Origin of the sequence: Aquitalea aquatilis (genome assembly GCF_005155025.1) — a bacterium.
In the GTDB taxonomy this organism is placed as follows: Bacteria; Pseudomonadota; Gammaproteobacteria; order Burkholderiales; family Chromobacteriaceae; genus Aquitalea; species Aquitalea aquatilis.
Genome location: NZ_CP039731.1, coordinates 3,825,587 through 3,850,183, shown reverse-complemented (window position 1 = coordinate 3,850,183; position 24,597 = coordinate 3,825,587). Strand labels below are relative to the sequence as shown.

The 24,597-nt window shown below is 56.8% G+C and carries 24 protein-coding genes and 1 tRNA gene; 11 read left to right on the top strand and 14 right to left on the bottom strand.

Going from position 1 to position 24,597, the window contains the following annotated elements:
- Positions 1-61: 61 nt before the first annotated feature.
- The 4 genes from FAZ30_RS17910 to FAZ30_RS17895 all read left to right on the top strand — a co-directional run bounded on the left by FAZ30_RS17910 (position 62) and on the right by FAZ30_RS17895 (position 2,830).
- Complete coding sequence (locus FAZ30_RS17910) at positions 62-1,192, top strand: GNAT family N-acetyltransferase (RefSeq protein WP_233578450.1); 1,131 nt, start codon at positions 62-64, stop codon at positions 1,190-1,192.
- Between the two features lie 63 nt (positions 1,193-1,255).
- Positions 1,256-1,346, top strand: a tRNA-Ser gene (locus FAZ30_RS17905).
- Positions 1,347-1,694: 348 nt separating this feature from the next.
- The gene (locus FAZ30_RS17900; protein ID WP_137009981.1) at positions 1,695-2,411 is read left to right on the top strand and encodes a helix-turn-helix transcriptional regulator; all 717 of its coding nucleotides are present in this window, start codon (positions 1,695-1,697) and stop codon (positions 2,409-2,411) included.
- 38 nt (positions 2,412-2,449) lie between these two features.
- Positions 2,450-2,830, top strand: a complete 381-nt coding sequence (locus tag FAZ30_RS17895) for a VOC family protein (protein ID WP_137009980.1) — start codon at positions 2,450-2,452, stop codon at positions 2,828-2,830.
- Positions 2,831-3,037: 207 nt separating this feature from the next.
- Here FAZ30_RS17895 and FAZ30_RS17890 read toward each other — a convergent pair whose 3' ends face one another.
- From FAZ30_RS17890 to FAZ30_RS17860, 7 genes are all read right to left on the bottom strand, one after another.
- On the bottom strand, positions 3,038-4,624 hold the full coding sequence (locus tag FAZ30_RS17890) for a PepSY-associated TM helix domain-containing protein (protein ID WP_137009979.1): 1,587 nt from the start codon (positions 4,622-4,624) through the stop codon (positions 3,038-3,040).
- Positions 4,621-4,911, bottom strand: coding sequence for a hypothetical protein (locus FAZ30_RS17885; protein ID WP_137009978.1), 291 nt, complete (start codon positions 4,909-4,911; stop codon positions 4,621-4,623). Before FAZ30_RS17885 ends, FAZ30_RS17890 begins: the two co-directional genes overlap by 4 nt.
- Complete coding sequence (locus tag FAZ30_RS17880; RefSeq protein WP_137009977.1) at positions 4,911-5,180, bottom strand: hypothetical protein; 270 nt, start codon at positions 5,178-5,180, stop codon at positions 4,911-4,913. Before FAZ30_RS17880 ends, FAZ30_RS17885 begins: the two co-directional genes overlap by 1 nt.
- Positions 5,181-5,208: 28 nt before the next feature.
- On the bottom strand, positions 5,209-6,111 hold the full coding sequence (locus FAZ30_RS17875) for an alpha/beta hydrolase (protein ID WP_137009976.1): 903 nt from the start codon (positions 6,109-6,111) through the stop codon (positions 5,209-5,211).
- A 3-nt stretch (positions 6,112-6,114) separates the two neighbouring features.
- Complete coding sequence (locus FAZ30_RS17870; protein WP_205676618.1) at positions 6,115-8,094, bottom strand: TonB-dependent receptor; 1,980 nt, start codon at positions 8,092-8,094, stop codon at positions 6,115-6,117.
- Between the two features lie 193 nt (positions 8,095-8,287).
- Positions 8,288-8,713 carry a hypothetical protein gene (locus tag FAZ30_RS17865; RefSeq protein WP_137009974.1) on the bottom strand — a complete coding sequence of 142 codons (426 nt, stop codon included), beginning with the start codon at positions 8,711-8,713 and terminating at the stop codon, positions 8,288-8,290.
- 443 nt (positions 8,714-9,156) lie between these two features.
- The gene (locus tag FAZ30_RS17860) at positions 9,157-9,678 is read right to left on the bottom strand and encodes an SRPBCC family protein (protein ID WP_137009973.1); all 522 of its coding nucleotides are present in this window, start codon (positions 9,676-9,678) and stop codon (positions 9,157-9,159) included.
- Between the two features lie 136 nt (positions 9,679-9,814).
- Between FAZ30_RS17860 and FAZ30_RS17855 the strand changes: the two genes are divergently transcribed.
- Positions 9,815-10,747 carry a LysR family transcriptional regulator gene (locus FAZ30_RS17855; RefSeq protein WP_137009972.1) on the top strand — a complete coding sequence of 311 codons (933 nt, stop codon included), beginning with the start codon at positions 9,815-9,817 and terminating at the stop codon, positions 10,745-10,747.
- Positions 10,748-11,140: 393 nt separating this feature from the next.
- Here FAZ30_RS17855 and rarD read toward each other — a convergent pair whose 3' ends face one another.
- The 3 genes from rarD to FAZ30_RS17840 are packed head-to-tail and all read right to left on the bottom strand — an operon-like array spanning position 11,141 to position 13,951.
- Entirely contained in the window at positions 11,141-12,043 is a 903-nt protein-coding gene (gene rarD, locus FAZ30_RS17850) for an EamA family transporter RarD (protein WP_137009971.1), read from the bottom strand.
- A gap of 1 nt (position 12,044) precedes the next feature.
- The gene (locus FAZ30_RS17845) at positions 12,045-12,980 is read right to left on the bottom strand and encodes a LysR family transcriptional regulator (protein WP_137009970.1); all 936 of its coding nucleotides are present in this window, start codon (positions 12,978-12,980) and stop codon (positions 12,045-12,047) included.
- Positions 12,977-13,951, bottom strand: coding sequence for a quinone oxidoreductase family protein (locus tag FAZ30_RS17840; RefSeq protein ID WP_137009969.1), 975 nt, complete (start codon positions 13,949-13,951; stop codon positions 12,977-12,979). Before FAZ30_RS17840 ends, FAZ30_RS17845 begins: the two co-directional genes overlap by 4 nt.
- A gap of 76 nt (positions 13,952-14,027) precedes the next feature.
- Between FAZ30_RS17840 and FAZ30_RS17835 the strand changes: the two genes are divergently transcribed.
- Entirely contained in the window at positions 14,028-14,231 is a 204-nt protein-coding gene (locus FAZ30_RS17835; protein WP_137009968.1) for a hypothetical protein, read from the top strand.
- A 56-nt stretch (positions 14,232-14,287) separates the two neighbouring features.
- Here the strand turns inward: FAZ30_RS17835 and FAZ30_RS17830 are convergent, their stop codons facing one another.
- The 3 genes from FAZ30_RS17830 to FAZ30_RS20645 are packed head-to-tail and all read right to left on the bottom strand — an operon-like array spanning position 14,288 to position 17,709.
- Positions 14,288-14,881 carry an isochorismatase family protein gene (locus FAZ30_RS17830; protein ID WP_137009967.1) on the bottom strand — a complete coding sequence of 198 codons (594 nt, stop codon included), beginning with the start codon at positions 14,879-14,881 and terminating at the stop codon, positions 14,288-14,290.
- Between the two features lie 14 nt (positions 14,882-14,895).
- Entirely contained in the window at positions 14,896-15,633 is a 738-nt protein-coding gene (locus FAZ30_RS17825) for a pirin family protein (RefSeq protein ID WP_137009966.1), read from the bottom strand.
- A 12-nt stretch (positions 15,634-15,645) separates the two neighbouring features.
- On the bottom strand, positions 15,646-17,709 hold the full coding sequence (locus FAZ30_RS20645) for an SDR family NAD(P)-dependent oxidoreductase (protein WP_205676617.1): 2,064 nt from the start codon (positions 17,707-17,709) through the stop codon (positions 15,646-15,648).
- A gap of 54 nt (positions 17,710-17,763) precedes the next feature.
- Between FAZ30_RS20645 and FAZ30_RS17810 the strand changes: the two genes are divergently transcribed.
- A complete protein-coding gene (locus FAZ30_RS17810; protein ID WP_137009965.1) occupies positions 17,764-18,645 on the top strand; it encodes a LysR family transcriptional regulator in 882 nt (293 codons plus the stop codon).
- A gap of 221 nt (positions 18,646-18,866) precedes the next feature.
- On the opposite strand, the gene FAZ30_RS17805 is transcribed toward FAZ30_RS17810, so the two are convergent.
- Positions 18,867-19,544 (bottom strand): oxidoreductase, encoded by a 678-nt coding sequence (locus tag FAZ30_RS17805; RefSeq protein ID WP_246043376.1) that lies wholly within the window; start codon positions 19,542-19,544, stop codon positions 18,867-18,869.
- Positions 19,545-19,557: 13 nt separating this feature from the next.
- Here FAZ30_RS17805 and FAZ30_RS17800 point away from each other — a divergent pair, with 13 nt between their 5' ends.
- The 4 genes from FAZ30_RS17800 (at position 19,558) to FAZ30_RS17785 (ending at position 24,553) form a co-directional block, all read left to right on the top strand.
- Positions 19,558-20,310, top strand: a complete 753-nt coding sequence (locus tag FAZ30_RS17800; protein ID WP_246043375.1) for a LysR substrate-binding domain-containing protein — start codon at positions 19,558-19,560, stop codon at positions 20,308-20,310.
- A 213-nt stretch (positions 20,311-20,523) separates the two neighbouring features.
- Complete coding sequence (locus tag FAZ30_RS17795; protein ID WP_137009962.1) at positions 20,524-21,957, top strand: IS1182 family transposase; 1,434 nt, start codon at positions 20,524-20,526, stop codon at positions 21,955-21,957.
- A gap of 214 nt (positions 21,958-22,171) precedes the next feature.
- Complete coding sequence (locus FAZ30_RS17790; RefSeq protein WP_137009961.1) at positions 22,172-23,251, top strand: S1 family peptidase; 1,080 nt, start codon at positions 22,172-22,174, stop codon at positions 23,249-23,251.
- A gap of 117 nt (positions 23,252-23,368) precedes the next feature.
- Positions 23,369-24,553: an HNH endonuclease gene (locus tag FAZ30_RS17785; RefSeq protein WP_137009960.1), complete on the top strand. Its 1,185-nt coding sequence runs from the start codon at positions 23,369-23,371 to the stop codon at positions 24,551-24,553.
- The last annotated feature ends 44 nt before the right edge of the window (positions 24,554-24,597 follow it).

Here is a 24,597-nt window from a genome sequence, read left to right as displayed (position 1 = left end):
CCATGGGTTTGGATAGCGGGATTTTACCTGAAGAATGCCGGCTTGCCCGAAAGGAAACCGCGTGAATCTGCAACTGCTCGATAGCCTGCACCAGCTGGAAGACCAGCGCTGGGATGAATTGGCCCAGCCCGCCGGCCTGTTCATGCAAAGGCACTGGCTCACTGCACTGCAAGACAGCGGCTGCGCCAGCGCGGCCAGCGGCTGGCAGCCATTGCCACTGCAACTGCAGCAGGATGGCCATCTGCAAGCGCTGGCCCCCGCCTGGCTGAAAAGCCATTCGCGCGGCGAATATGTGTTCGACTGGGCCTGGGCCGAAGCCTGGCAGCGCGCCGGACTGGATTACTACCCCAAGCTGCTGCTGGCCTCACCCTTCACTCCGGTAACCGGGCCACGCCTGCTGGGCGATGCCGCAGGGCAGCGCCAACTCATTCAGGGGCTGCAGCAAGTGGTCGCCGACCACGGCCTGTCTTCCGCCCATGTGTTGTTTCCCGCTGCCGACGAGCTGGCCTTGCTGCATGAAGCTGGCTGGCTGCTGCGCCATGGCGTGCAGTTTCACTGGCTAAATCAGGGCTATGCCGATTTCGATGCTTTTCTGGCGCAGTTATCGCAGAGCAAGCGCAAGAAAATCCGGCAGGAAAGACGCAAGGTGCGCGATGCCGGCATCAGCGTGCAGGTAATGAAGGGCGAGGAAATCAGCGCGGCCGACTGGGCATTCTTCGAACGCTGCTACCGGCAGACCTATCTGGAACACCGCTCGCCACCTTATCTAAACCTGGATTTCTTCCAGCGGGTAGGGCGTACCCTTGGCCAGCACTGCCTGTTGTTCATTGCCCGGCGCGATGGGCAGGCCATTGCCGCCAGCTGGTGCCTGCAGGACGGCAACACCCTGTATGGCCGCTACTGGGGGGCGCTGGAAAGCGTGGACTGCCTGCATTTCGAGCTGTGCTATTACAGCGGTATCGAGTACGCCATCCGCCATGGCCTGCAATGCTTTGAAGGTGGCGCACAGGGCGAGCACAAACTGGCACGCGGCTTCACCCCTGTGCAGACCAGCTCGGCCCACTGGATCGCCGATACGCGTTTTCGCGCCGCCATCGCCAACTGGCTGGCCCGCGAACGCGAAGCCATCGACGACTACCAGCAACAGCTTTTTTTACATAGCGCCTACAAAACCCCTTGCACTGCGCAATAAGGGCTTATATACTGCGCAGCCTCTGAGGCCAAAACGCTGTAAAGCAGGCTTCAGCAGCCATCTGGAGAGGTGGATGAGTGGTTTAAGTCGCACGCCTGGAAAGCGTGTTTAGGGTAATACCCTAACGGGGGTTCGAATCCCCCCCTCTCCGCCAGATATATACATTAAAGCCCTGATTATTCAGGGCTTTTTTGTTGTCTGTAATTTTCAGTATGCCATTCAGTATGCCATTGAGTGCTTGCTGTCCTGCTACGATTTTGGACGATCTTGAACTCTATGTAAGCGGTTCCTTCCGTTGTATTGGTGCAACGGGTGGTCAGGGCTGTTACAGATGCATGTAGGTTGGCCGGAGCCCTTTGCTGGTGTTTCAGCTAAATATCACGGCAAAGTCATAAAGCAAGAGCCGCTGTCCTTGGGGGGAGTGGCTACACTGATGAGACCAGATACTACCTTCATAGTCTCTTAACCTTACATGTTACCCACGTCAATCAGATGCCACGCCATGTCACGTCCCGAGCGCCTGCTTTACCTCTTGCAAGTTTTACGCCGTTATCGCCGACCGGTCAGCGGCCAGACCTTGGCTGAAGAACTGGGCATCAGCATACGGACACTCTATCGGGACATTGCCAGCCTCCAGGCTCAAGGGGCGATGATTGAAGGAGAACCCGGCATTGGCTATGTCATGAAGCCAGGTTTCATGTTGCCGCCCATGATGTTCTGCTCTGAAGAACTTGAAGCCTTGGTTCTGGGCATGCGATGGGTGGCAGACCGCTGTGACCAAGCTCTGGCAGAAGGGGCCGTGAATGTATTGGCAAAAATCTCGTCAGTCCTGCCAAATGAGCTCAGGAGAGAACTGGAGGAGTCTGCCTTACTGGTCGGAGCTCCAGTCACCAGACCGAGCCAGACAGTTTCGCCTGACATTTTGCGTACAGCCGTACGTGACGAGCAGAAACTGATGATCTGCTACACCGATGGATCCGGCTTGAGTACGCAACGGATTGTGTGGCCTTTTGCTTTGGTCTATTTCGATCAAGCTCGCGTACTGATGTGCTGGTGCGAACTGCGCGACAACTACCGTAATTTCCGAGTGGATCGTATTGCAGAGGTTAAGCTAGTCAACGAGCGCTACCCAGAAAAGCGATCAATATTGCTTCGAAACTGGCGCAAAAAATACCAGGAAGCGAGTGCTACGATACTGCCAGAATCTGACAGCATGTAGCTATAGACTGAGCCCTCACTAACCATCAGGAGCTCAACATGAAATTTGCCTCGGTCCGTATCGTGACACAGGAACTCGAAAGCCTGATCAAGTTCTACCAAGTCCTTTCCGGAATCCCCGCCCATCGCTTGGCTGAAGGTTTTGCGGAAATCCGCTTTGAGGGCGTTGTACTGGCACTCTCATCAGAAATGTTGATCACCCGCTTTAATGCAGGTGCGGCAAGTGCAGCTGCCAATCAATCGGCCATCCTTGAGTTTGAAGTCGAGGATGTAGATACCGTTTTTGAGCGCATGACATCGATTGGGACGACAATTGTCATGCCAACAACAACGATGCCATGGGGCAATCGCTCTTTGCTACTGCGTGATCCCGATGGAAATCTCGTCAATGTTTTCTCGCGTCCATCGGCAAATCCGTGACCGTCTATGGGCTTCCCTGTTCATGATTGAGTACGTTAGCAACTGACCCAGCCACCATGTTTGCAACATGGTGGCCGTCGTTGTTAACAAAACATGAACAAGTGCGCCTGCGCCGACCAACTGGCTATAAGTCAACCTGGCCGGCGGTTGCTCGGCCAAAGCTGCCAGCCTACATGCTGGAGCGTAATGTCTGCTTTACACAGAATTTCAGACACGCCCCCTGCCCATCATGTACCACACAGAGTCCGGGGATCCGGCCGACAGGCGGCGACCTACAAACGCCGCCAGCCAGCCCAGCAGCCCACTGGCAAGTAATGCCGTCACATCGACGGCCCACCCGGCGGCATAGCCGCCCTGCGCCACAGCCACCAGCAGCGAGGACAGGGGCAGGGCCAGCGTGGCCAGCGTGCAGAACCACAGCAAATCACGGGATGCCCAGGCCGCACCGCGCAGGAAAGCCCAGGTAATGGACAGCAGGAATACCGCGTAGTAAAGCGGCAGATACCATTCCTCCCCGGCGGCAAAATGGTTCAGCAGCTTGCTGGCAGCCAAGGACAGGGAAATACCACTCATGCACCCCAGGCTGATTCCCACCGACAGCGCCGCCATGCAGCGTACATCACGCCGCTGTTGCGGTACGCGGCTGTCGCCACGTGCGGCCTTTACCCTGCGCGACTCTATCCACAGCAGGTTGCCACTGTAAAACAGCCAGGCACCAGCCATGGCCAGCAGGAAATACAGCCACTGCAGCAACACGCCGCCAAACGATGCCATGTGCAGGGCAAAGAAGCTGCTGATGAAGGTGTTGGAGAGCGATTGCGCGCCTGGCACCATCTCCTTGCTCACCAGCTTGCCGGTATATGGCTGCAGCACCAGAAAGCCGCCACGCGGACGTGGCATCACCGCCCGGCTGTCATGTCCCCACACTCTCACCAGCGGGCGCGCACCCGCAATATCCTGGTATTGCAAGGCATCCACCTGCATGGTTGGTGCCATTTGCTGCGCGCGTGCCAACAACTGTTGCGGGCTCAGCAGCTTGACCGGCGGATGGCCGGGCAAGGCTTGATGCTGCATGCTGCGCACCGGGCGCGGCGGCTTGCCGGACAGTTGGTCCTGCATCACGTAGAACAGGTCATGATAGGCAAATACCACGGCGGTGATGGCCATCACCAGATGAAACGGCAGGCTGATAATGCCGACGATATTGTGCGCATCCAGCCACATGCGCTTGAGGTTGCGGCCGGTACGCAGCAGGAAGAAGTCCTTCACCAGCGAAGGCAGCAGCACCACCACACCGGAAATCAGCGCCAGTGCATACAGGACGGCAACCACCCCCATCACCCAGCGCGCATAGTCATGATCCACCGGCAGGCCGATTACCCGGTGCAGGGTATCGATAAAGTCCGGCAGCCCGGCACCGTGCAACTGGCGGATTTGCAGGCTGCCGTCTTCGCCCAGCCCGGCCATGAACCATCGTCCCGCCGCATGCTCTTCTTCACCATCGCGCTCCTGCCAGCTCAGGCGGGCCGGAATGCCGCCCTGCTCCGTTACATGCACGGTAAAACCGGCAGCCACGCCGGGCTTGCTGCTCAGCACGGCGTCCATCAGCCGGCCTGCGTCTGCCAGCGCCACCATGCGTAACTGCGCCGGCGGCTGCAACCAGGCACGCAGCGGCTCCTTGAACACGGCAAAGGCTCCGGCATAAAACGCAATGAACAGGCCCAGACCGGCAATGATGCCTACCCAGGTATGCAGCGATTTGTAGATACGGATGATTTCCGAGGGGACTTTCATGCCAGCACCCTCCGGCTGAGCCAGGCCAGCCACAGCCAGGCCAGTGCGTTTGCACCCCCCAGACAGACCAGGGCGCGCCATGCATTGCGAAACAGATAAACCCCGCCAGCAACACCAAGCCAGACCGGTGCCACTAGCCACATGGCAAGCTGGGCGCGTACCGGCAGCGGCACCTCATCAAGCAGCCGCAACAACAGTCCACCACAGGCAAACCCCAGCGCCAGGCCCAGCACCTGCCCGGTCAGCGTTTTGGCCAGCCAGTGTTTACGGATGGGAGAGCGGTGCATCAGCCTGCCCTCCCGCTGCGCCGCAGCACACCCAGATAAGGGCAGAGCTGCAGCAGCAGCATGCTCAGGCTGATGAGCACAAAGACCGCGCTTAGCAACTGAAACACGGCACACAAGCACAGCAGCCCCACCAGCAATAGCGCCAAGGCAAGCAGCCGCGCCGCTGTGCGGGGCAAGGGTCGGGAGCACCAGTTCTGGTTGGCCGAGGCCAGAAACAGGCTGGTAATGCCCAGCGCGATGGCCAGCACACCATATACAAGATTCATCATCGAGACTTCCGGCATAAGCCATGCCATATCAGGGTTGTTGAACAAAATACTCCATGCCGCGTGCCAGCGCCGGCAGCCAGGCAAAGCCATGATTCTCGCCCTCCAGCACCTGGAAACGGACTCGACCGGCCTGTCCGGACAAGGCCTTCAAGGCTTGGGCCAGCTTGCGCGCCGGGGCGATCATCGGTCGCGACAGCAAGGCCGCGCGCCGCTCTGCCGACAGTTTTCCTGGTGGCAGCTCATCCTCCAACGCCCCCACCGTCAACTGGAATGCCGGCTGACCATCAGCGGGTACTGCTGTCGGTAGCTGATCGAGCACCATCTGGTTTTCCCACCACAAGGAAGGGCTGGATGCCAGGCAGGTGGAAAAGGCTTGCGGGTATTTCAGGCAGATATAACTGACAAACAAGCCGCCAAAGGAATGGCCGAAAATCCCCTGCCGCCGTGGATCCACCGGAAAACGTGACCGGATCAGCGGCTTGAGCTCTGTTTGCAAAAACTGGAAGAAACGTTCTGCCCCGCCATAAGCAGCAGCCAGCGGCTTGCCTGGCGGTGAAGGGGTGTAATCCAGGGCCCGACCGTCGTAATTGAAATCATCCTGCTGCGGATAAGCCACCGCCACAACCAGCGGCGGCACCAGGCCGGTTTCACTGCTGCGCCGGGCAATACCCCGGGCAATAAAGGCCGCAACCGGAAAGGCAGCATTGCCATCCAGTACATATAGCACCGGATAACCCTCAGCTGGGGCTGGCGTATCCGGCCGGGACACCATGATGCGGTAAGATACGCCGTTGCTGCGTGACTGCAGGTCGATCTGCTGCCCGGCCTGAGGCGTGAGCGCCTGCCAGCCGGCAGCGGCCGATACGGCTGACAGCCCGAAGGCCATCAGCCCGCATACGCTCCGGCGCAGATGCTGTCGGAGTTTACCCATCGCTCAGAAATCCGTGGTGGCTGACACGGTGTAGGTGCGTGCCTGACCCAGGGTGGCAATCGGCGTACTGTCGCTGAAGCTACCCGAGTAGTAGTGGCGGTTGAACACATTGTCCACACCAGCACGGAACACGGTTTTCTTGCCGCCCACACGGGTGGTGTAGCGCGCCCCCAGATCCAGCTGACTCCAGCCGGAAATCTGCTGGGTATTGGCGGCGTCCAGATACAGACTGCTGGTGGCCATCACGCGGCTGCTAAGGGTCAGGCCCGACACCCAGGGCGTATCCCACTCCACCCCCATATTGCCCTGCCAATGCGGCACACCTACCGCCTGCTTGCCGTTGTACTGGCCATAAGCCGTCTTGGTCTGCACGCCCTGGCTGTAGGTGATACCACCCAGCAGACGCAGCAGACGCGTCAGCTCACCGCTGGTACTCCACTCCAGCCCGCGCACCCGTTTTTCGCCACTGTCCACATAAGTAGGATTGGCCGTGCTGCCGATGGCCACCAGGGTGGGCTTGGTGATTTCAAACAGGCTGGCGGTATGGCTGAAACTGCCGGCATCCCACTTCACCCCCATTTCCTTCTGCTCGGTCTTGTAGGGGGAAAACACCTGGTTGTAGTTGGTGGCGGCGGTATCGGTTACGGTATCGCCCTTGGACAGACCTTCCACATAGTTGGCATACAGCGAAACTACAGGCCCCCATGGCTTCACAACTACGCCGACAGCGGGCGACAAGGCCGACTTGTCATAGCTGGCCGTGGTTGCGCCCGCGCTATTGTATGAACTGGTCTGCACCCGCTGGCTGCGCAGGCCCAGGGTGAGCTTGAGCCGGTCATCCAGCAAGGAGAGGGTGTCCATCAAAGCCAGGCTGGACAAGGTGACATCGCCGGTTTTCGGTGCGGAGGCCGGGGTGCTCGGCATCACTGCCGTCACCGGGCTGTACAGGTTGGACGAGAAGCTGCTCATATTGACCGCAGAGCCGCTTTCCTGCTGCAGCTCGCTGGCATGCACCACCAACTCGTGACCGATGCTGCCGGTTTGGAAGCGGCTGCGGATACCGGCCTCTGCCGAGACGTTCTCGTCGTAGCCACGCTGTGCCACCATGCGGCCAGTAAAATTGCCATTGGCCTGGATGCTGCGCGCATGGGTGCCGTTGATGAAGCCGTTGTAGTCGTGACGCATGCTGCCCAGGCCGGCAAACAGCGACACGGCATCATTCAGCGCGTATTCACCACGCAAGATGGCAGCCTTGCTCTCCAGAGTTCCTTGCGCTTTGGGGAACAGATTGGTACTGGCATCCAGTGCAGAAGGAATTGCACTGCTGGCAAACCAGTACATGGCCGGCGTACCGCCTCGGAAAGATTCCTTGCTGTAATACGTATCGAGGCTAGCTTTCAGCTGCTGGCCACGATAATCCAGCGCCGCAGACAGGAAATCGCGCTTCTTGGACTGGCCGCTGAGCGTGGTGTCACCGTCACTCAGCGCCGCATTCACCCGCACGCCCCATTCATTGTCCTCACCGTAGCGACGCCCCACATCCAGCATGGCACCCAACTGAGAGTCCGACTGAAAACCAACGGATACCCGGGTAAGCGGCGTATCAGCCGCCCGTTTGGGCACAAGGTTGATCACCCCGCCCACCCCACCACTGGGGGCCATGCCGCTGAACAGCGCACTAGGGCCCTTGAGCACTTCCACCTGCTCGATGAACTCCACCGGCGTATGGCCATACGGGGCCAGACCATACATGCCATTGATGGCCAGATCATTGGCGCTGACATCAAAACCGCGAATGCGGTAGTTCTCGTAGGCATGGCCGCTGGAGGTGGTAAACCGCACAGATGGATCGTTCTGCATCACGTCAGCCAGGGTCTTGGCCTGCTGATCCTCAATCAGCTGTGCGGTGTAACTGGTAATGCTGAACGGCGTATCAAGCACCGCCTGCGTGCCCAGCACCCCCACACTAGCAGCTTTTGACACCTGCCCTGCCGCATAGGCAGCAGCCACCGGCGGCTTTTCTGCTGTAACAACAACGGTAGAAAGTTCAGCAGAATCCGCAGCGACATTCCCCTTCGCGCTTTCTTCTGCCAGCAGAACAGTTGGAAACGTAGCAACGGCCAATGCAATGGCGATTGGCGTCATCCGCAGCGACATAACTTCTCCTTGCAAAAAATCACACCAACCACGGAACAGGCTGGTGCGACCATCCATGAGCGATGGACAAAGAACCGGCGCGAAATGCCCCGGCACCTCTGCTGTCAGCCTCCCTCAGCGCCAAACAGCAAGGGCCAAGCCAGCACGACCGCAGTGCTCCCCACTTGCCGGAGATGGCAGCCAGCAAGCTGGCAAACCATTCCACATCATTTTTTTTCTTGGACTGGAAGCAACCGCCAAGTGGAAAGATGTGCATACTAGTGCGAATGATTACCATTTGCAATAAATTTAATAACGATGACATAGTGTGGCACCATGTCACAAACAATTCGCTCAAGAGAAAAGGCAAAGCGGCAGGCAACAAGGCAAGGCTCACGAAAACAGTTGGTGGGGTATAAAGCAACCGCTTTCGTGACATCCCTGCTGGGGAAAGCAGGCAAAGCATGCCCGTAGGCCAACAAGCGGCAACTGAAGGCCGGGTGACATCACTTACTTCGGACTGGTTGCGACCAACTTTGCAGAGGCTCAAGCTGCCGGCAACGCCGTTGTGCCGCAAGCCGTGGAATGGATCGCCCGGATGCTGAGGAGGACCTATGTACAGGGCTGATTGGTAGCCCGGATGAAGGGGCGCAGACCCATTTTTGCATTGTGGGTTGGGAATAAGGTTGCAGGTATTGGCCAGACGCAGCCATTGCCGAGATATGGGGCCAAGGCCTCAAGCTCCGCCTGAGCGGACCCCCACGGTATCTGCCCTGACCCGTGACGTTGTACAGCGGCTTTGGGTCGTTTTCAGCCATTGAAGGTGACCCGCTCACGGCCACAAGCAGTCAGTCTTACCCATGGCACCCAAGCCTAAAACGGCGACGTTAGACATGCAAATTCTCCTGATTATTCGTTTGAGAATTTTGTGTGGCGGGCAGCGGCCACCATGCCTTCCAGCCAGTCCTGATGGCCGTTAATCATGGGATTCGGCTTGGTTAGTGCCAGAGCTTGAGCCGGCTTGCCGACCTGAGTTTCCTGGGTGAGGATACGCACACGTCCGGCTGATAGCTCTTCAATCAGCCAGGCGTGGTGCACATCCAGGCGGTCTTCCGGAGTGGTGCCAGCCCAGCCATGCCAAGCCATGCGGGCCGCTTGTCCGGTAACGGGTGGCACATGCTCGACGACCTCGGCCTCAACCGGGAAGCCGAACGTCTTGAAATAGAAGCGCACTTGGTTTTCCAATTCAGGCCCTTTGCCGTAGTAGAAGCGGCTATTGGCCGAGTTTGCATAGTAGGTTGGCCACAAATGCGGCGTATTCAGCAGAGGCCACAACTCGGCCACCGTCAGGCCGGTAACGATGACTTCGTTTGAGCAGTAGTTGTCAGTAAATCCAGGAACATAGCCTTCCGGCCAGATAATGTCGCTCATGGTGAAATCCTATGATTGTTTGTCGGGAAGCTAAGGCCGGTACATGCGGTGCCAGCGATGACTGGACTGTACGTGCAACGCATTAGTCAATAAATAGCTGTAAAATCACTTTATTTATTACATCAGAGAATAAATTGTGCGGACATTCGACGCCATTCAGTTGGGCAGTATCGAACTTTTCTGCAAAGCAGCGGAATTGGGCAGTTTCTCAGTTGCCGCCGAGTCTCTCAGGCTTACCCCAGCCTCAGTGAGCCGTTCCATCAAGCGCCTGGAAGAACGGCTGGGGGTCCGTCTCTTTTCCAGAACAACGCGTAATGTCCGGCTGACCAGCGAAGGTGAACTGTACTGGCAGCAATGTCAGCAGGCCCTGGAGCAAATTGCCGAGGCCGAGCGTGCCATCACGGGTAATCAGAAAGTGCCCAGTGGTGTGTTGCGTATCAGTGTCGGCACCTTGTATGCCAACTATCGTCTGCTTCCACTCCTCCAGTATTTCACGGAGACCTACCCTCAGATTGAACTCGAATTGAGCCTGTCCAACCGCGTGGTAGACATTGTCGATGAGGGTTACGACCTGGCAATTCGAATTGGTATGCCTCAGGATTCCCGTCTTATTGCGCACAAACTGGAAGACGCTACCGTTGGCGTATTTGCTACACCGGACTATCTGGCTCGGCATGGTGTTCCGCATTCGGTGAATGACCTGGCCAACCATGACTGCTTGCAGTTTGTCTTGCCGACAACGGGTCGGGTAATGCCCTGGATTTTTACGGCGCCTGACAGCAAGGAATTGGACTACACGGTCCGGAGCAGACTACGGCTACTGGACGATGCTTTCGGTTGCATCAGCTGGGGCAATGCTGGCGGTGGACTCTTCCAGACGTATCACTTCATTGCGGGCCCTGCCGTGGCCAGAGGTGAACTTGTTGAGGTGTTGCAGTCGTATGGCGGAAGGTCGCGCCAGTTCTCAGTGACTTACCCTCAGAACCGACATTTGTCGGCGCGTGTTCGAGCGTTCATTGATTTCATGCTTGAGCGACTAAAAACGCCAGTCACACTAGGCCAGCGCTAAAGCTTCGGCAGGTTATACAGGGAAAGCCGACATTGCCCTGCGAAAACATAAAACGGCCGCTTCGGGTCGATAGTTTGCATTCCTGATTGCCTTGAGTCGACATTCAGTGCCGGCGACACAGGAATGGCTGGTATGTATCCTTGGGCAGTCGTTCAGGTCAGGTGGTGCCGAAGACCGCTATGGCCGACCAACTGACGGTTGGTCAACTTGGTCGGCAGGAGTTCGGCCGAAGCAGAAGTTCAAACTTCGCACGACATTGACTGCTTTCACTTGGAGAACAGTCTTTTCTTATCGCCTGCTGAATCCGGTACAGACCAGACATTACGCTCCAGCATGTAGACTGGCCACTTTGGCCGACCTACTGTCAGCCAGGCTGATGTATCGCGGAAGTCACTACTTCCCACACAGTACGTGATGCCCACCCTCAATGACCATCAATACGACTGCTGACCAGATAGGGAGATAGGTCAGCCACTCTTCGGGCTGGATATGCTCCCCCAGCACCAGGGCTACCAACAGCATCAACACCGGTTCGACGTATCCCAACAAGCCAAACAGCCCTAGCGGTAACAAGCGGCTGGCAGTGATATAAGCCATGAATGCCGTTGCACTGATCAGTGCCAGCAAGACGACCAGCGGATACAGGCTGGGGTGCTGTGCAAACGGATGACTACTGGCCTGCTGCCCCCACACAACCCAGCTGGCAAAGGGCAAGGTCAGCAACATGTCGAACCAGAGTCCGCCCAGGTGTTCGGTGGAAAGGCGCCGTCGCAACATGAAGTAGGCCGGGAAACCCAGTGCAACCAGCAACGCCTCCCATGAAAATCCGCCCGCCCGATAAAGCGCATGGCCTACTCCGCAGGCCGCAAACAGACTGGCCAGCTTTTGCAGGCGGGAGAGTTGTTCTTTGTAGAACAGTCTGCCGGAGAGCAGCATGCACAGCGGCAACAAAAAATAGCCCAGTGATACCTGCAGGCCACGCCCATTCAGCGGTGCCCACATGAATAGCCATTGCTGGGTGCCCAGCAATGCGCTGCTGCATAGCAGGCCAAGAAACAAAACCGGTTTCTGCTTGAGTCTGGTCAGCAAGTGCTGGACATGTTTCCACTCCCGGCTGAGCAACATGAACAGGGTGACGCAAGGCAGAGTAAGCAGCATGCGCCAGCCAAAGATCTGCACGCCGGTCAGCGGTGATAGCAAGGTGGCATAGTAATACAAGCCAGCAAACAGGCAGGATGATGTCACCGACAGGGCCACCCCGCGGTATGGGTGGGCGTGATTGACGAGTCGCAGCATGTCAGTCCCTCCCGATGTGCCAGGGCAGCCCGGTACTGAAGCGCTCTTCAATCCAGGCTTTGAATGCCAGCGTGCTGGCGGCGGCATACCTGGCTGATGGACGCACCAGATAGATGCCTCCTTGTGCATCCAGTTGCCAGTCCGGCAGAACTTGTACCAGCTTGCCTGCTGCAATATCACGGCTCATCAGCCATTCGCCGGCAGCCAGAATGCCGCAGCCGGAACAGGCTGCAGCCAGCAGTGCCTCACTGTCATTGCTGGTCATTGATCCGGAAACCGGTACGGTTTGCTGCTGATTCCCGTTGGTCAGCCGCCATTCCGGAAAGGTGCTGAAGCCGCTGAAGCGCAAGCAGTTGTGCTGTACCAGCACCTGTGGTGTGGCCGGCTGGCCATGCACGGCGATGTACGCAGGAGAGGCACACAGGATGCGGCGGTGGTCGCCAAGCTTCTTGGCAAGCAGCCGGCTGTCCTGCAATTCGCCCATGCGTATTGCCAGATCGAACCCTTCCGCGATGAGGTCAACAAAGCGCTCACTGTAGTCAGCCACGATGGAAACCTGCGGGTAGGCTGCGAGGAAGTCAGGCAACATCGGAGCCAGCCATTGCCTTCCCATCGCGGCCGGCAGGGCAAGCCGCAAGGTGCCGCGCACTTCGGCGGCTCCCGCCTGCGCCTCTTGCTCGGCTTCGGTAATCAGCTTGATGGCCGTACGCAATTTCTGCGTCAGCAGAATGCCTGCGTCGGTCAGGCGAACCTGCCGGGTGGTTCGCTGCACCAGACGAATGCCCAGACGGGCTTCCATGGCAGCCACCCGCCGGGAGATCACGGTGGGATGACGTTGCAGCAAGCGCCCTGCGGCAACGAAAGAACCTTCCGCAGCCACCGCCAGCAGGGCTGCGATTTCATCACTGTGTTGCGTGTCGGATATGTCGTGGATCATGGTTGCAAGATAATGCTGCCGGAAACCCGGCCGGATTCCAGATCGGCATGTGCATTGGCCACATCGGCCAAGGCATAACGCCCACGGATCTGGGGAGTGATAAGGCCTTGGCCTAATGCGTTCAGTACGTCCTGCGCGCGCTGCTGGTACTCAGCAACACTGGCAGTATGGGCAGCCAGGGACGGCCGTGTCAGGAACAACGCGCCTTTGGCATTCAGTGTGGCCAGTTCAACCGGGTCGGGCACGCCAGAGGATGCACCAAACGATACCATCAGCCCTCGGGGGCGCAGGCAGTCCAGCGATGCCGCGAATGTCAGGCGGCCAATCGGGTCGTACACTACATCCACCATGTTGCCATGGGTGACATGGGCAACATCAGCAGCCAGTGTGGCCGGATTGAAAACCAGCACCGCATCACAGCCCACCGCTTCAGCTGTTGGCACGCTGGCCGCTTTCGATACCACACCGATCACGAAGGCCCCAAGCTGTTTGGCCCACTGTGCCATGATGGCGCCAACACCACCGGCCACGCCATATAGCAGGATGCAACTGCCAGGTGCGACCGGATAAGTACTCTTGAGCAGATATTGTGCGGTCATTCCCTTGAACAGGCTTGCTGCGGCAATGTCACAGGACACGTCGTCAGGCAGTTTGACCAGCCGTTCGGCAGGGTAGGAGCGGCCAGTAGCATAGGCACCAAGCGGCCCGGCTGCATAAGCAACACGGTCACCGACCCGGATGTGGCTTACTCCCTCGCCGACAGCTGTAACATGTCCGGCACCTTCCTGCCCCAGGCTAGATGGCAGCGGTAGCTTTACCGCACCCGCGCGTTGCATTACATCCAGATAGTTCACGCCGATGGCTGTGTGCTCGACCCACACTTCACCAACCCCGGGCGAAACGGGAGCCAGTTCCTGTATGTACAGGACACTGGGCGGACCATATTGCTCAAGCCGGACAACAGCAACCATTGATATCTCCTTGGGGTGTAGCAGGCCTTGTAACCTTCAGACCCCGATTATGGAAATGTAATCACAGGTAAGCAATATGGCCACCATGCAGTTTATTGCTGCATATTTTGCAGTAATTGCTTGTGAGAATGCCGGCGTGCCGCTTGGGGTAGCAGGTATCTGCAATGACATGCATACCGGACGTATCCACCCCTCTAAAGGAATGTCCGTTTCGGCCGACCAGTTGACGATCTTCAACCTGGTCGGAGACCGTGCGGTCAGAACGGACTACCGGAGATAAAAGTGAAATGGCCGCACCTCTAAGGGTAGCGGCCATCCTGGCATCAATACGTATGCTTAGTTTCCTGCTTGTAGTGCAGGCATGATCACTTGCTGCACGATCTCACCACCTTCTGGTGTGCTCCAACTGCCGACCAGCTCGGCAATGACCTGATTGGTACTCGTCAGCGTAACCCCTGCCTTTTCCATGCGGCGCAAAGCCATGTCGTCTGCCAGCTTGCTTGGCGAGCCGCCAGCATCTGCTACAACCTGAACTTCGTAGCCCATGCTAACCAGACTCAGTGCCGGGTAAACGGTACATACATCGTTGGTGACGCCTGCAATGATGACTCGTTTGCGTCCGGTAGCGTTGACTGCAGCCGCAAAGTTTTCATCGTCCATGGCGTTGACGATGCCAAGGCGTTTAATGCGTGCAGCAAACTCAGCGGGCAATATTTCTTCCAGTTCACTAAGCAGGGGGCCCTGCGCGTACTCTTCCATGCTGGAGGTCAATACGACGGGCATACGCAGGATTTGTGCCGACTTTGCCAGCATCAGCGCATTACGCTTGATTTCTTCAAAGGGCAAGGAATTGACCCAACCCATCGTGCCAACCTGGTGGTCAATCAATAGTAAGGCTGCATCGTTTCCGGTAAAGCGTTTAAAGGTCATGATTTTTTCTCAGTTCAGTTCGCGGTGGAATACCGTGGATCGCCCCAGAACATCACCACTTTGGCGGGGCCAGACTCTGCTTTTAAGCGTACTTCTCGTGGGTGTTCGCTTGCCGTGTAGACAGGAAGCCCATGGCCATCAAGGAAGAAGGCTTCACCGTTAATATTGGTCTCGCCAAAAATAGGCATCGCAAACATGTTCATCCCGGCGGGGACCGGGATATCCAGTTCCGCACCGTCCTCCAGCGAGATGTCCAGCAAAGTCACATTGGTTGGCGGCTTTAACGGTGACGTCACCCCAGACAGCGATCCCAGCACCACACGAATCTTGCTGCCCGGCACCCGCAGCATCGGGATGTTTTCTGGCTCAAGACTGAGTGCAGAAGGTGCCGTCTGTTCGAGCCCCGGCGGCAGACTCACAAAGATCTGCAAGGAGTGCACGGTCTTGCCTTCTTCGGCAGGGTCTTCCTGGTGAATGATCCCGCTTCCAGCTGTTGCCCAATGCAGCCCACCGAGGCGAATGAGATTGTGGGTGCCAAGCGAGTCCCGGTTGTCGATACCGGTCTCCGAATCCAGAAAGACATAGGACACGGCACAGAATCCGGCATGTCGATGCGGCGGGAAGGTCGGTCCGCTCATCCAGGCGTGGTCAACACCAAGGAAAGGAGCGAGCACGTTGCCTTCTGCACGCAGGGTATAGGCTCTGAAATGACCACCGTGATTCATCCGCTGCAAAGGAGCCATAACTGGCATATCGGTTTCCGTTTAGTGCGTGGTGCTGAGTGCCGGATAGTCGGTAAAGCCCTTTTCCGTGCCGCCAAAGTAGGTGCTACGGTCGGCCTCGTTGAATGGCGCGTTGGCTTCCAGTCTTGTGATGAAGTCCGGGTTCGCCAGAATCATTTGCCCGTAGGACTCCAGGTCCGCCAGTCCGGCAGCCACATCGTCCCCGATTTGCTCGCGCGGCTTGCCCGGACGGTTCAGAATCAGGCTTTGTTTCCACAGAATGCGGATGTCTTGCAGCAGGTCCTCATTGTCAAGGTGCATCAGGTGCAGATAAGCCAGACCCAGCTTGTTCAGTTCGGCAACCATGTAACGGTAAAGCGCGGGGCCGTTTTCACCCTCTTCGATGCCCCACATGTTCATGCCCGGGGAAAGGCGAATTGCCGTGCGGTCAGCGCCGATTTCTTCAGCGATGGCAGCAGCAACTTCGATGGCAAAGCGGGCACGGTTTTCTATTGAGCCGCCATATTCATCGGTACGGGTGTTGGCACTGGGTGCCAGGAACTGGTGAATGAGGTAGGCGTTAGCGCCATGAATTTCCACGCCGTCGGCACCCGCCTCAATGGCACGGCGTGCTGCAATACGGAAGTCCTGAATGGTCTGGTGTACTTCCTCAGTACTAAGTGCACGGGGAACGGGTGCATCCTGCATCCCGGTCGGCGTAAACATTTGTGCACCAGGTGCGATAGCAGAAGGGGCAACGCCTTGGCGATGGTGCGGCGTATTGTCGGGGTGCGACATACGGCCAGCATGCATCAACTGAATGAACAAACGGCTGCCTTTGGCGTGTACGGCGCCGGAGACGTGCTTCCAGCCGGCAACATGTGCATCGGTATAGATGCCTGGGGTCATCAGATAACCCTGGCCATCATCAGAGGGCTGGGTGCCTTCCGCAATGATCAGGCCGACCTCGGCGCGCTGGGCATAATACTCAGCAGTCAGTTTGCCAGGGGTGCCATCAAATTCCGCACGACTACGTGTCATCGGAGCCATGGCAAAACGGTTTTTCAGGGTGTATCGGCCAAGCTTGGTCGGGATGAAGATCTGTTTCATGTGGAAGTCCTTTGTCATCGAGTGATGTGTGTTGCTAGAGAGTGGGGGCAGCGATTGTTCTGCTTCATACACCCCGGTTTTCGCTAGTAGATGCTCTGAAGCGGCAATGAACTGCTGGATGTGCTGTGCATCCAGGCCGGGAGAAGGAAGAATGGCCTGCGCTTTACGGTTGAAGAATGAACCGCTATACCGTTCCAGATCCGGGCTGACCAACAGTGGCAGCATCCGCTGTGCGTATTGTTCCGGCGTCGGCGTTAGCCACCCAATCAGTGTCTCCATGACACGAGACTTGAGGCTGCCTTTGCCAAAGAAATTGTCTCGAATACCTGTTTTGATCAGTCCGGGATTGAGGCCGAAGAAAGTCACATGGGGGTAGCGTCTGGCACCATCGAGCACCAGCATTTCATTACCGGCCACGGTATTCATGTGGGCAGCCATCGCGCTGTAGGACTGCTCTGCATTCAGGTCGGTATACACACCCTTTTGGCCACTACCGGGATAGCCCATGAGGAAAACACGCGGCTTCAATGCCGCTTGTTTGCGACGAATGCCAAGACGGGGTGCCAACTGTTGCAGCATCAGCAGGCGATTCAAATAGCTGACAGCCAGATCTCGCTCGATACCTTCGGCCGTTTCTTGGCGCTGAGGTGCGGCAAAAATGCCGGTTGTGAAAACCAGCATGTCGAGCTCTTCCGCAGGCAGCAAAGCCGCAACCCGCTGTGCTTCCTTCATCAGGCTCAGGTCTGCCTGAATGAAGTGAATATTGGCGCTGTTGCCGTCGCGGAAGGTTTGGCCAACAACAGTCACCCTTGCACCTGCAGCAGCCAGCTCGCGGCTTAACGCTCTTCCCAGTCCGCCCGTTCCTCCGATGACAGCAACTTGTTTGCCGTGCAGTGTGCTTGCTGCTACTGGCTTCGCTCGCCAAGCCACTTTCTTATCCAACGCCATCTGACTTACCCCGTGTTTCTGATGGAGGTCATCATCGTCTGATTTCATGTCGGGATAAATATGGTATTTTGGAAATAATTGATCCAAAAATGAGGCAATAGGATGGAGTTTCTCAATGACATGGCCTTGTTTGTCGAGGTCGTAAAGGCCAAGGGATTCCGAGGCGCTGCAGAAGCCAGCGGCGTGCCCAACTCGACTCTATCCCGGCGTATCAGTGCACTGGAAAAAGCGATTGGCTTAAGACTGCTGCACCGGACAACACGGAAAGTCGAGCTGACAGAAGCGGGACAGATTTACTACGAACGCTGTCGGCGCATTGTAGAAGAGGCCAGGATTGCCCATGAGCAACTGAGTGAGATGCTGGCGCAACCGAGTGGGGTACTACGGGCATCGCTGCCGGTGGACTTTTCGGTCACCTACCTGGCACCACTGATTGCAGAATTTGCGCGACGTTATCCGGGGCTGACGTTTGATTTCGACCTGACCCCCCGGCGTTCAGATCTGGTCAGTGAACCGTTTGACGTAGCCATCCGCATGGGGGAACCAGAAAACTCCCAGCTTATCGCACGCCCACTGGCATCACTACGTGCACAGTTATATGCATCACCGGCTTATCTTGCGCAAAGTGGAGAGCCTGAAAGTCCCGCCGATTTGTCGAACCATGAGTGCCTGAGCATGCTCAAGTCCGGCGCGGGTTCATGGACCTTGGGACGGGAGGGTGAAATGCAAACGGTCAGCGTGGGCGGACGCTTCTCTCTCAACAGTGTCGGCATGATCCGCCGCCTGGCCACGCTGGACATGGGGATTATCCTGATGCCGGAGGCTATCGTCACCGACGATGTTGTATCTGGCAAGCTACGTCGCATCTTGCCCGACTGGTATGGCACACCGCTTCCGGTCTATGCCATCACCGAGACCAGGCTCATTCCAGCCAAGACGCAACGGTTCATTGAGTTTCTGCGCGAACGGTTGGGCTCTTCGTAGGGATTGATCCGGTCTGTGATGTAAGCAGACATTGCAAAAATGGGCTTGAACGACAGCTTCGGCCGAAAATTGGTTATTTCCCCATGGCAACAGCAAAGACACTCTCCGGCGGGGGGCTTTTCCCGCCAGTTCAGGACTTCAACAAGGTGCTGAGCTTATCGGGTAATACCGCCTGAGTATTTGCTTCATGCGGTGTAGTCATATTTCACCTGTTGATGTGGTCATGCAGTAACGGCCTGGGTATGCATCCAGCGGCGGTAACGGTAGTTCTTGAAGGTGGTATCCCATTGCTGCTGTGCCAGTGCAATGGCCGGAGCCACATCAGGCCGGGTGTGTTTGCCCCGTGCAAGACGGCTCATCTGGTACTTCACCATGGCCATATAGGCAACAGAGGCTAGCACTTTGTTTTTCCACGGAATGGCTCGCAGCCGGGCCGTGGCTGTGGTGTCGGTACGCCAGGTGTGAGGCAAGGACGGATCAATCGCCAAGGCGGTAGCCATGCCGGCCACGGCAATGCCGCTTTGCAATACCTGCTCGACGATTGGATAACGGCGGATGCCACCAGTCACCATGATGGGCATGTCGGCAACCGCAGCAATACCGCGAGCGAACTCCAGGAAGTAGGATTCGCGCGTCAGGGTACGGCCATCACGGGTCTGGCCGTGCATGGCCGGTGCTTCATAGCTGCCCCCGGACAACTCGATCAGGTCCACGCCCAGTGGGTTCAGCATGGCCACCACCTGTTTGGCGTCATCGGTGCTAAAGCCACCGCGCTGGAAATCGGCAGAGTTGAGTTTTACCGAAACAGCAAAGCGGTTGCCTGTCGCCTGGCGTACTTCCTGCACGATATCCAGCAGCAGGCGTGTCCGGTTCTGGATACTGCAGCCCCAACGGTCCACGCGTCGATTGGAGTTGACAGAGGAAGGACGGGCTTTCCTGCAGAATGCGCGGGCGATCATCAACTCGGTCGAAAACGCGGAAGAGCAGATGCTCGCCCGCCGCGAAATGCCATCGGGCCGCCTGCGGGTCGATGCCGCCACCCCGTTCATGCTGCACGTGGTCGTACCGCTGGTTCGCGGCTATCTTGAACGGTTTCCACAGGTGGAGCTGGAGTTGAACAGCAATGAAGGCATTATCGATCTGCTCGAGAGGCGCACTGATGTCGCAATCCGGATCGGACATCTGAAGGACTCAACGTTGCATAGCCGGCCAATCGGCCATAGCCGGGTTCGCATGCTGGCGAGCCCCGCCTACCTTGAGGCCCATGGGCTGCCTCGTACGGTAGAGGACCTCGACAGGCACGCGCTGCTTGGCTTCAATCAGCCCGAGTCACTGAATGCATGGCCTATCCTCAATACAGATGGCGGGCTGTACCAGATCCAGCCATCGGTACGGACATCAAGCGGAGAAACGCTCCGGCAGCTGGCGCTCAATGGCGCGGGCATTGTTTGCTTGTCAGACTTCATGACTGCACAGGACCGTGAATCTGGCCATCTTGTCCAGATACTCGCGGACCACACCCAGGACGTGCGCCAACCGATCCAAGCCGTTTACTACCGCAATACTGCAGTGTCGTCTCGCATCGCGTCCTTCGTCGATTATCTGATTGAAGTGCTAGGCGGCAAGGCTCGTGCCGGTCGGGCGACACCGTGGGCGGATGAATAAAATTCTGGTCATTGCCGTAGCGCCATCTTCACCAGAGAGTGGATGCGGAAGATCACCGAAAGACATCCACCTATTGGTGGCACACCATACTGGCTGCTTTTAGCAGGCAGAAGACGTAAGGTATTAACCTTTTCTATGACTCCTTTGGCCGGAGGCTGTGTGAAAACGTCCATGGGATTATGATGTCTGCAGCTCCATGCCGAGGGGTGCGCTATGACACGGTTTATCCAAGGGGATTGCAGGTCGCAGACTGCACTGCTGCCAGCGCTGCTCGATGATTATGTTGGCGAAGACAACCCGGTACGCATTGTCGATGCATTTGTCGAACAACTCGACCTGCGCGCACTTGGGTTTGCCGGCATCGAACCCAAGACCACCGGGCGACCGTCTTACCATCCTGCGATCCTGCTCAAGCTGTACATCTACGGTTACCTCAACCGCATCCCATCCAGTCGGCGTCTTGAGCGTGAATCCCAGCGCAACATCGAGTTGATGTGGCTGCTGGGACGACTTGCTCCCGACTTTAAAACGATTGCCGACTTTCGACGAGACAATGGCAGCGGTATACGCAATGTCTGCCGGCAGTTCGTTGTGCTGTGCCGGGAGCTGAATCTGTTCACGCACGCAGTCGTCGCCATTGATGGCAGCAAGTTCAAAGCGGTAAATGCCCATGACCGTAACTTCACGCGAGGCAAACTGGAGAAGCGGATGCAGGAAATCGACCACTGCATTGAGCGTTATCTCATCGCATTGGAAACCGCAGATCGCCAACCGCCAGAGATAGCAGAAGTGCGAGCCATCAGAATCCAGCAAAAGATGGCCACGCTGAAAAAGAGCATGGAAAGACTGAAGCAGATTCAGGCTCAGTTAGAACAAGAGCCATCGGCACAGATTTCCTTGACCGATCCTGATGCCCGCGCCATGGCGACTAGTACGAGCCGTGGGCTGGTGGGATATAACGTGCAGACCGCTGTCGATACCCGACACCATCTCATCGTTACCCATGAAGTGACCAATAGCGGCAGTGATCGCAGCCAGTTGGCCAAGATGGCCATACAAGCGCAGTCGGCACTGGATACCACGGACCTGCAAGTCATTGCAGATCGTGGGTACTTTAAAGGCGAAGAAATTCAAAAATGTGAAGAGGCCGGCATTACTGCACTGGTATCAAAACCGATGACCTCTGGTGCGAAGGCCGAAGGGCGCTTCGACAAAGAGGACTTCGTGTTTGATCCGGTAGCTGGCGAATACGTCTGCCCCGCAGGCAGTCGCTTGAAATGGCGATTTGCCCGGATTGAGTCTGGCCTGCTAATCAATCGTTACTGGAGCTCAGACTGCCCACGTTGCCCGATCAAAGAAAGGTGTACGCCAAGTGATTATCGACGAGTCAGTCGTTGGGAGCATGAAGCCACATTGGAAGCGATGCAGAGGCGACTGGATATCCAGCCTGGTGCGATGAAACTACGGCGGCAGACTGTGGAGCATCCCTTCGGGACGTTGAAAGACTGGATGGGGGCGACGCACTTCCTGACACGCACCCTAGAACATGTCAGCACCGAGATGAGCTTGCACGTGCTTGCGTACAACTTGAAGCGAGTTATGAAGATCATTGGAATTGCAGGATTAATGGCAGCAGTAGCGGCCTGAAAGGGGCTTTTTGCCCATCTAAATAGCCTAGTTTGCGCAGCGGACGAACTTGATAACCCGGCAAGACGCTGTACCAACTATTTTGGCAGAGCCCGGATGCTGCGTTTCCACACAGCCTCCGGCCAAAGCGGCCATAATGCTGTTGTGCTAGCATGACTGCTATCGGCCACTAGCAGTCAAATGCGGGTAGATGCCCTAATAGAGAGAATCATCTATGCCTAACCGCTTCGCACTCAATACCTTCGAGACTTTCGAGATTCACTCGCCCCGTAAACCCTATGGGGAAACTGCCAATGACGGTGTTCCGTTCCCGATTGATGATCCCTTTGGCCTACGTCGCGCGGTCGTACCGGTATTCCTGCGCAATCCCGATGGCAGCGCTGAAGGGGTTGGGACGGCGTTCCATGTTGACGGCTGGGGCAGACTGCTCACTGCCGACCATGTGGTGGATCGTATTCGAACGCATCACTTGGATCAGGTATCACCAGATACGTTGATTGAGGTCGATATCACTCGATCCTCGCATGCAGCCGTATTGCTAGGCTACGGTGTTGTGTTCGGGACTGCTGCCATTCCTAGCTCGTGCTGGGCCCCTATGGATCGAGTGGATGCCATCCTAACTGAGAAGAACGTGGACCCGATGGCTGCGTTACGAGGCAGGTCGTCGCCGTATCAGATCGGTCCGGATATCGCAGGCATGAGTGCCGTTCTTCAGCCTGACGCCCCGCCGTTTCATACCGTGCCAGTGAACTTCCAAACTTACCCCGAGGTTGGTGAGGCCGTCTTTGCTGTGGGATACCCCGAGCTAGGTTTTGAGGCCTTGAATGGGGATGAGATCGCGCGATATCTAAAAGAAGGCATGTTTGGAGTGTACGGACGGGTAACCAATCTCTGTCCCGATGGACGGGGCAATCGCCCATCACCGGGCTTTGAGGTTGAAGCTGATTGGCGCCCGGGAATGAGCGGCGGCCCCGTTTTCAATGAAAGAGGCGAGGTCATCGGAATCGTTAGCTCCTCGCTGCCGCCAAGTGACGAGGGGCCAGGCATAGGCTATGCCACATCCTTAGCCATGATCCCGAATGCATCCAGGTTGGTTCCTACATTGGATATTGATAACCCAGGCTGCAGGTTAGGCTTCGGTGTCTACCGTACAGACCCTTGGCACCTTTCTGGCGTATTCAAATCACAGGACGATGCCGAGCACCTGAGAACTCAACTGTCGCCTGGATACTGCGTTGGCTGGGGTAGCCACCGGCTAGGAGGAGATAACTTCATGCACAGCATGCCCAAGTAGACACTCAGTGATGTTCCGCAGCACTGAGCTTCGTAGATCCAGGTAGCTAAACTGGATAGTTCGTTAAGGGTCGATAAAATCCTCGACGGCACACACACTTTTCGGGGGAAAGAAATTATGAGCAGCGCGTTCACGTGTCTTTATTGCGGCAAAGAGAAACAACAAAGCGAATCCAGCCTGGAACACGCCATTCCCCAGTTCATGGGTGGCGAATACGCGCCAAAAATCTTTCAGCTCCCCAACGTCTGCAAGACGTGCAACAACAACTTAGGCTTGTGGGTTGATGCCTCCTATGCCAAGTCTTGGTTCATCACGAACTATCTGGCAGAAGCCGCGCGCTTGCTTTGCACGAAATCGGATGATCCCGGCCTACCACTTCGTTGCATGGGTAGAGCGCAAATACCAAACCTCAATGTTCCCGATGGTCATGCTGCGGAACATTGGATCGGCCCTTCCGGCGAGACAGTCACTTGGATTCGCCCACATGACGAAAGAATGGATTCATACACGGGTGGCAACCCTATAGACACAAAGAAAAAGCCATCCGTTGCATATTTCTTCCCCGTATCGGAAAGCCCGGAGAAGCACGCGCTTGGGCTGCGTAGTTTTCATCGCGCCTTAGATAAACGAAAGGCTCGGAAGATTCTCTGCGCCGAACTTCGAGATACCAACGGTGCGGCAGTTAACCCAAAGATTTGGGGGTTCGATTCACCAACTCCTGACGAAGAAACCGATCGAGACGTTATCCGAGCGGCAATTCATGCCGGCAACATTCCCGTGCAGCTCTCAGTGAACACAAAGTTCGATCAGCGATTCATGTGCAAACTTGCGTTGGGAATCGGGTATTCGCTTTTTGGCGAAGAGTGTTTGAGCCATACCACAGCAGCCGAAGCACGCAAAGGTGTCTGGCCGGCCAGTGATGGAACGAAATCTGCAATACGCGGAACCTCAACCCTTTTCGCGGGTGATACGCCTTTTGCGAAAGTGGCGGGTTATCCCGGCGCAGTAGCTATCATCGTCATGAAAACCGGCCCTTCCTGGAGCATGTGCGTATCCATTGACGAAAAACTTCCTTTCATCATTGAACTTGGGCCGGGATCAATGGCCAGCCAGCATGTAAACCCCGAGGAAGGATATGCGCTACTTTTATTCCCTTACCTAGAAAATTGCGTAGAGCTGACAATGGCAGCACTGATTGCTCACCGACTGGAAGTTATGAAACACCCGGCGTTAGAACAAATAGACGCCATTCGAGGCGCGGCTGCTCAATTCGATGCGCAGCTATTGGCCACTTCCAGCTAGAGCTTAGAGGAATTCGCCAAGTGCCGGAAATACCGCTGCCAGAC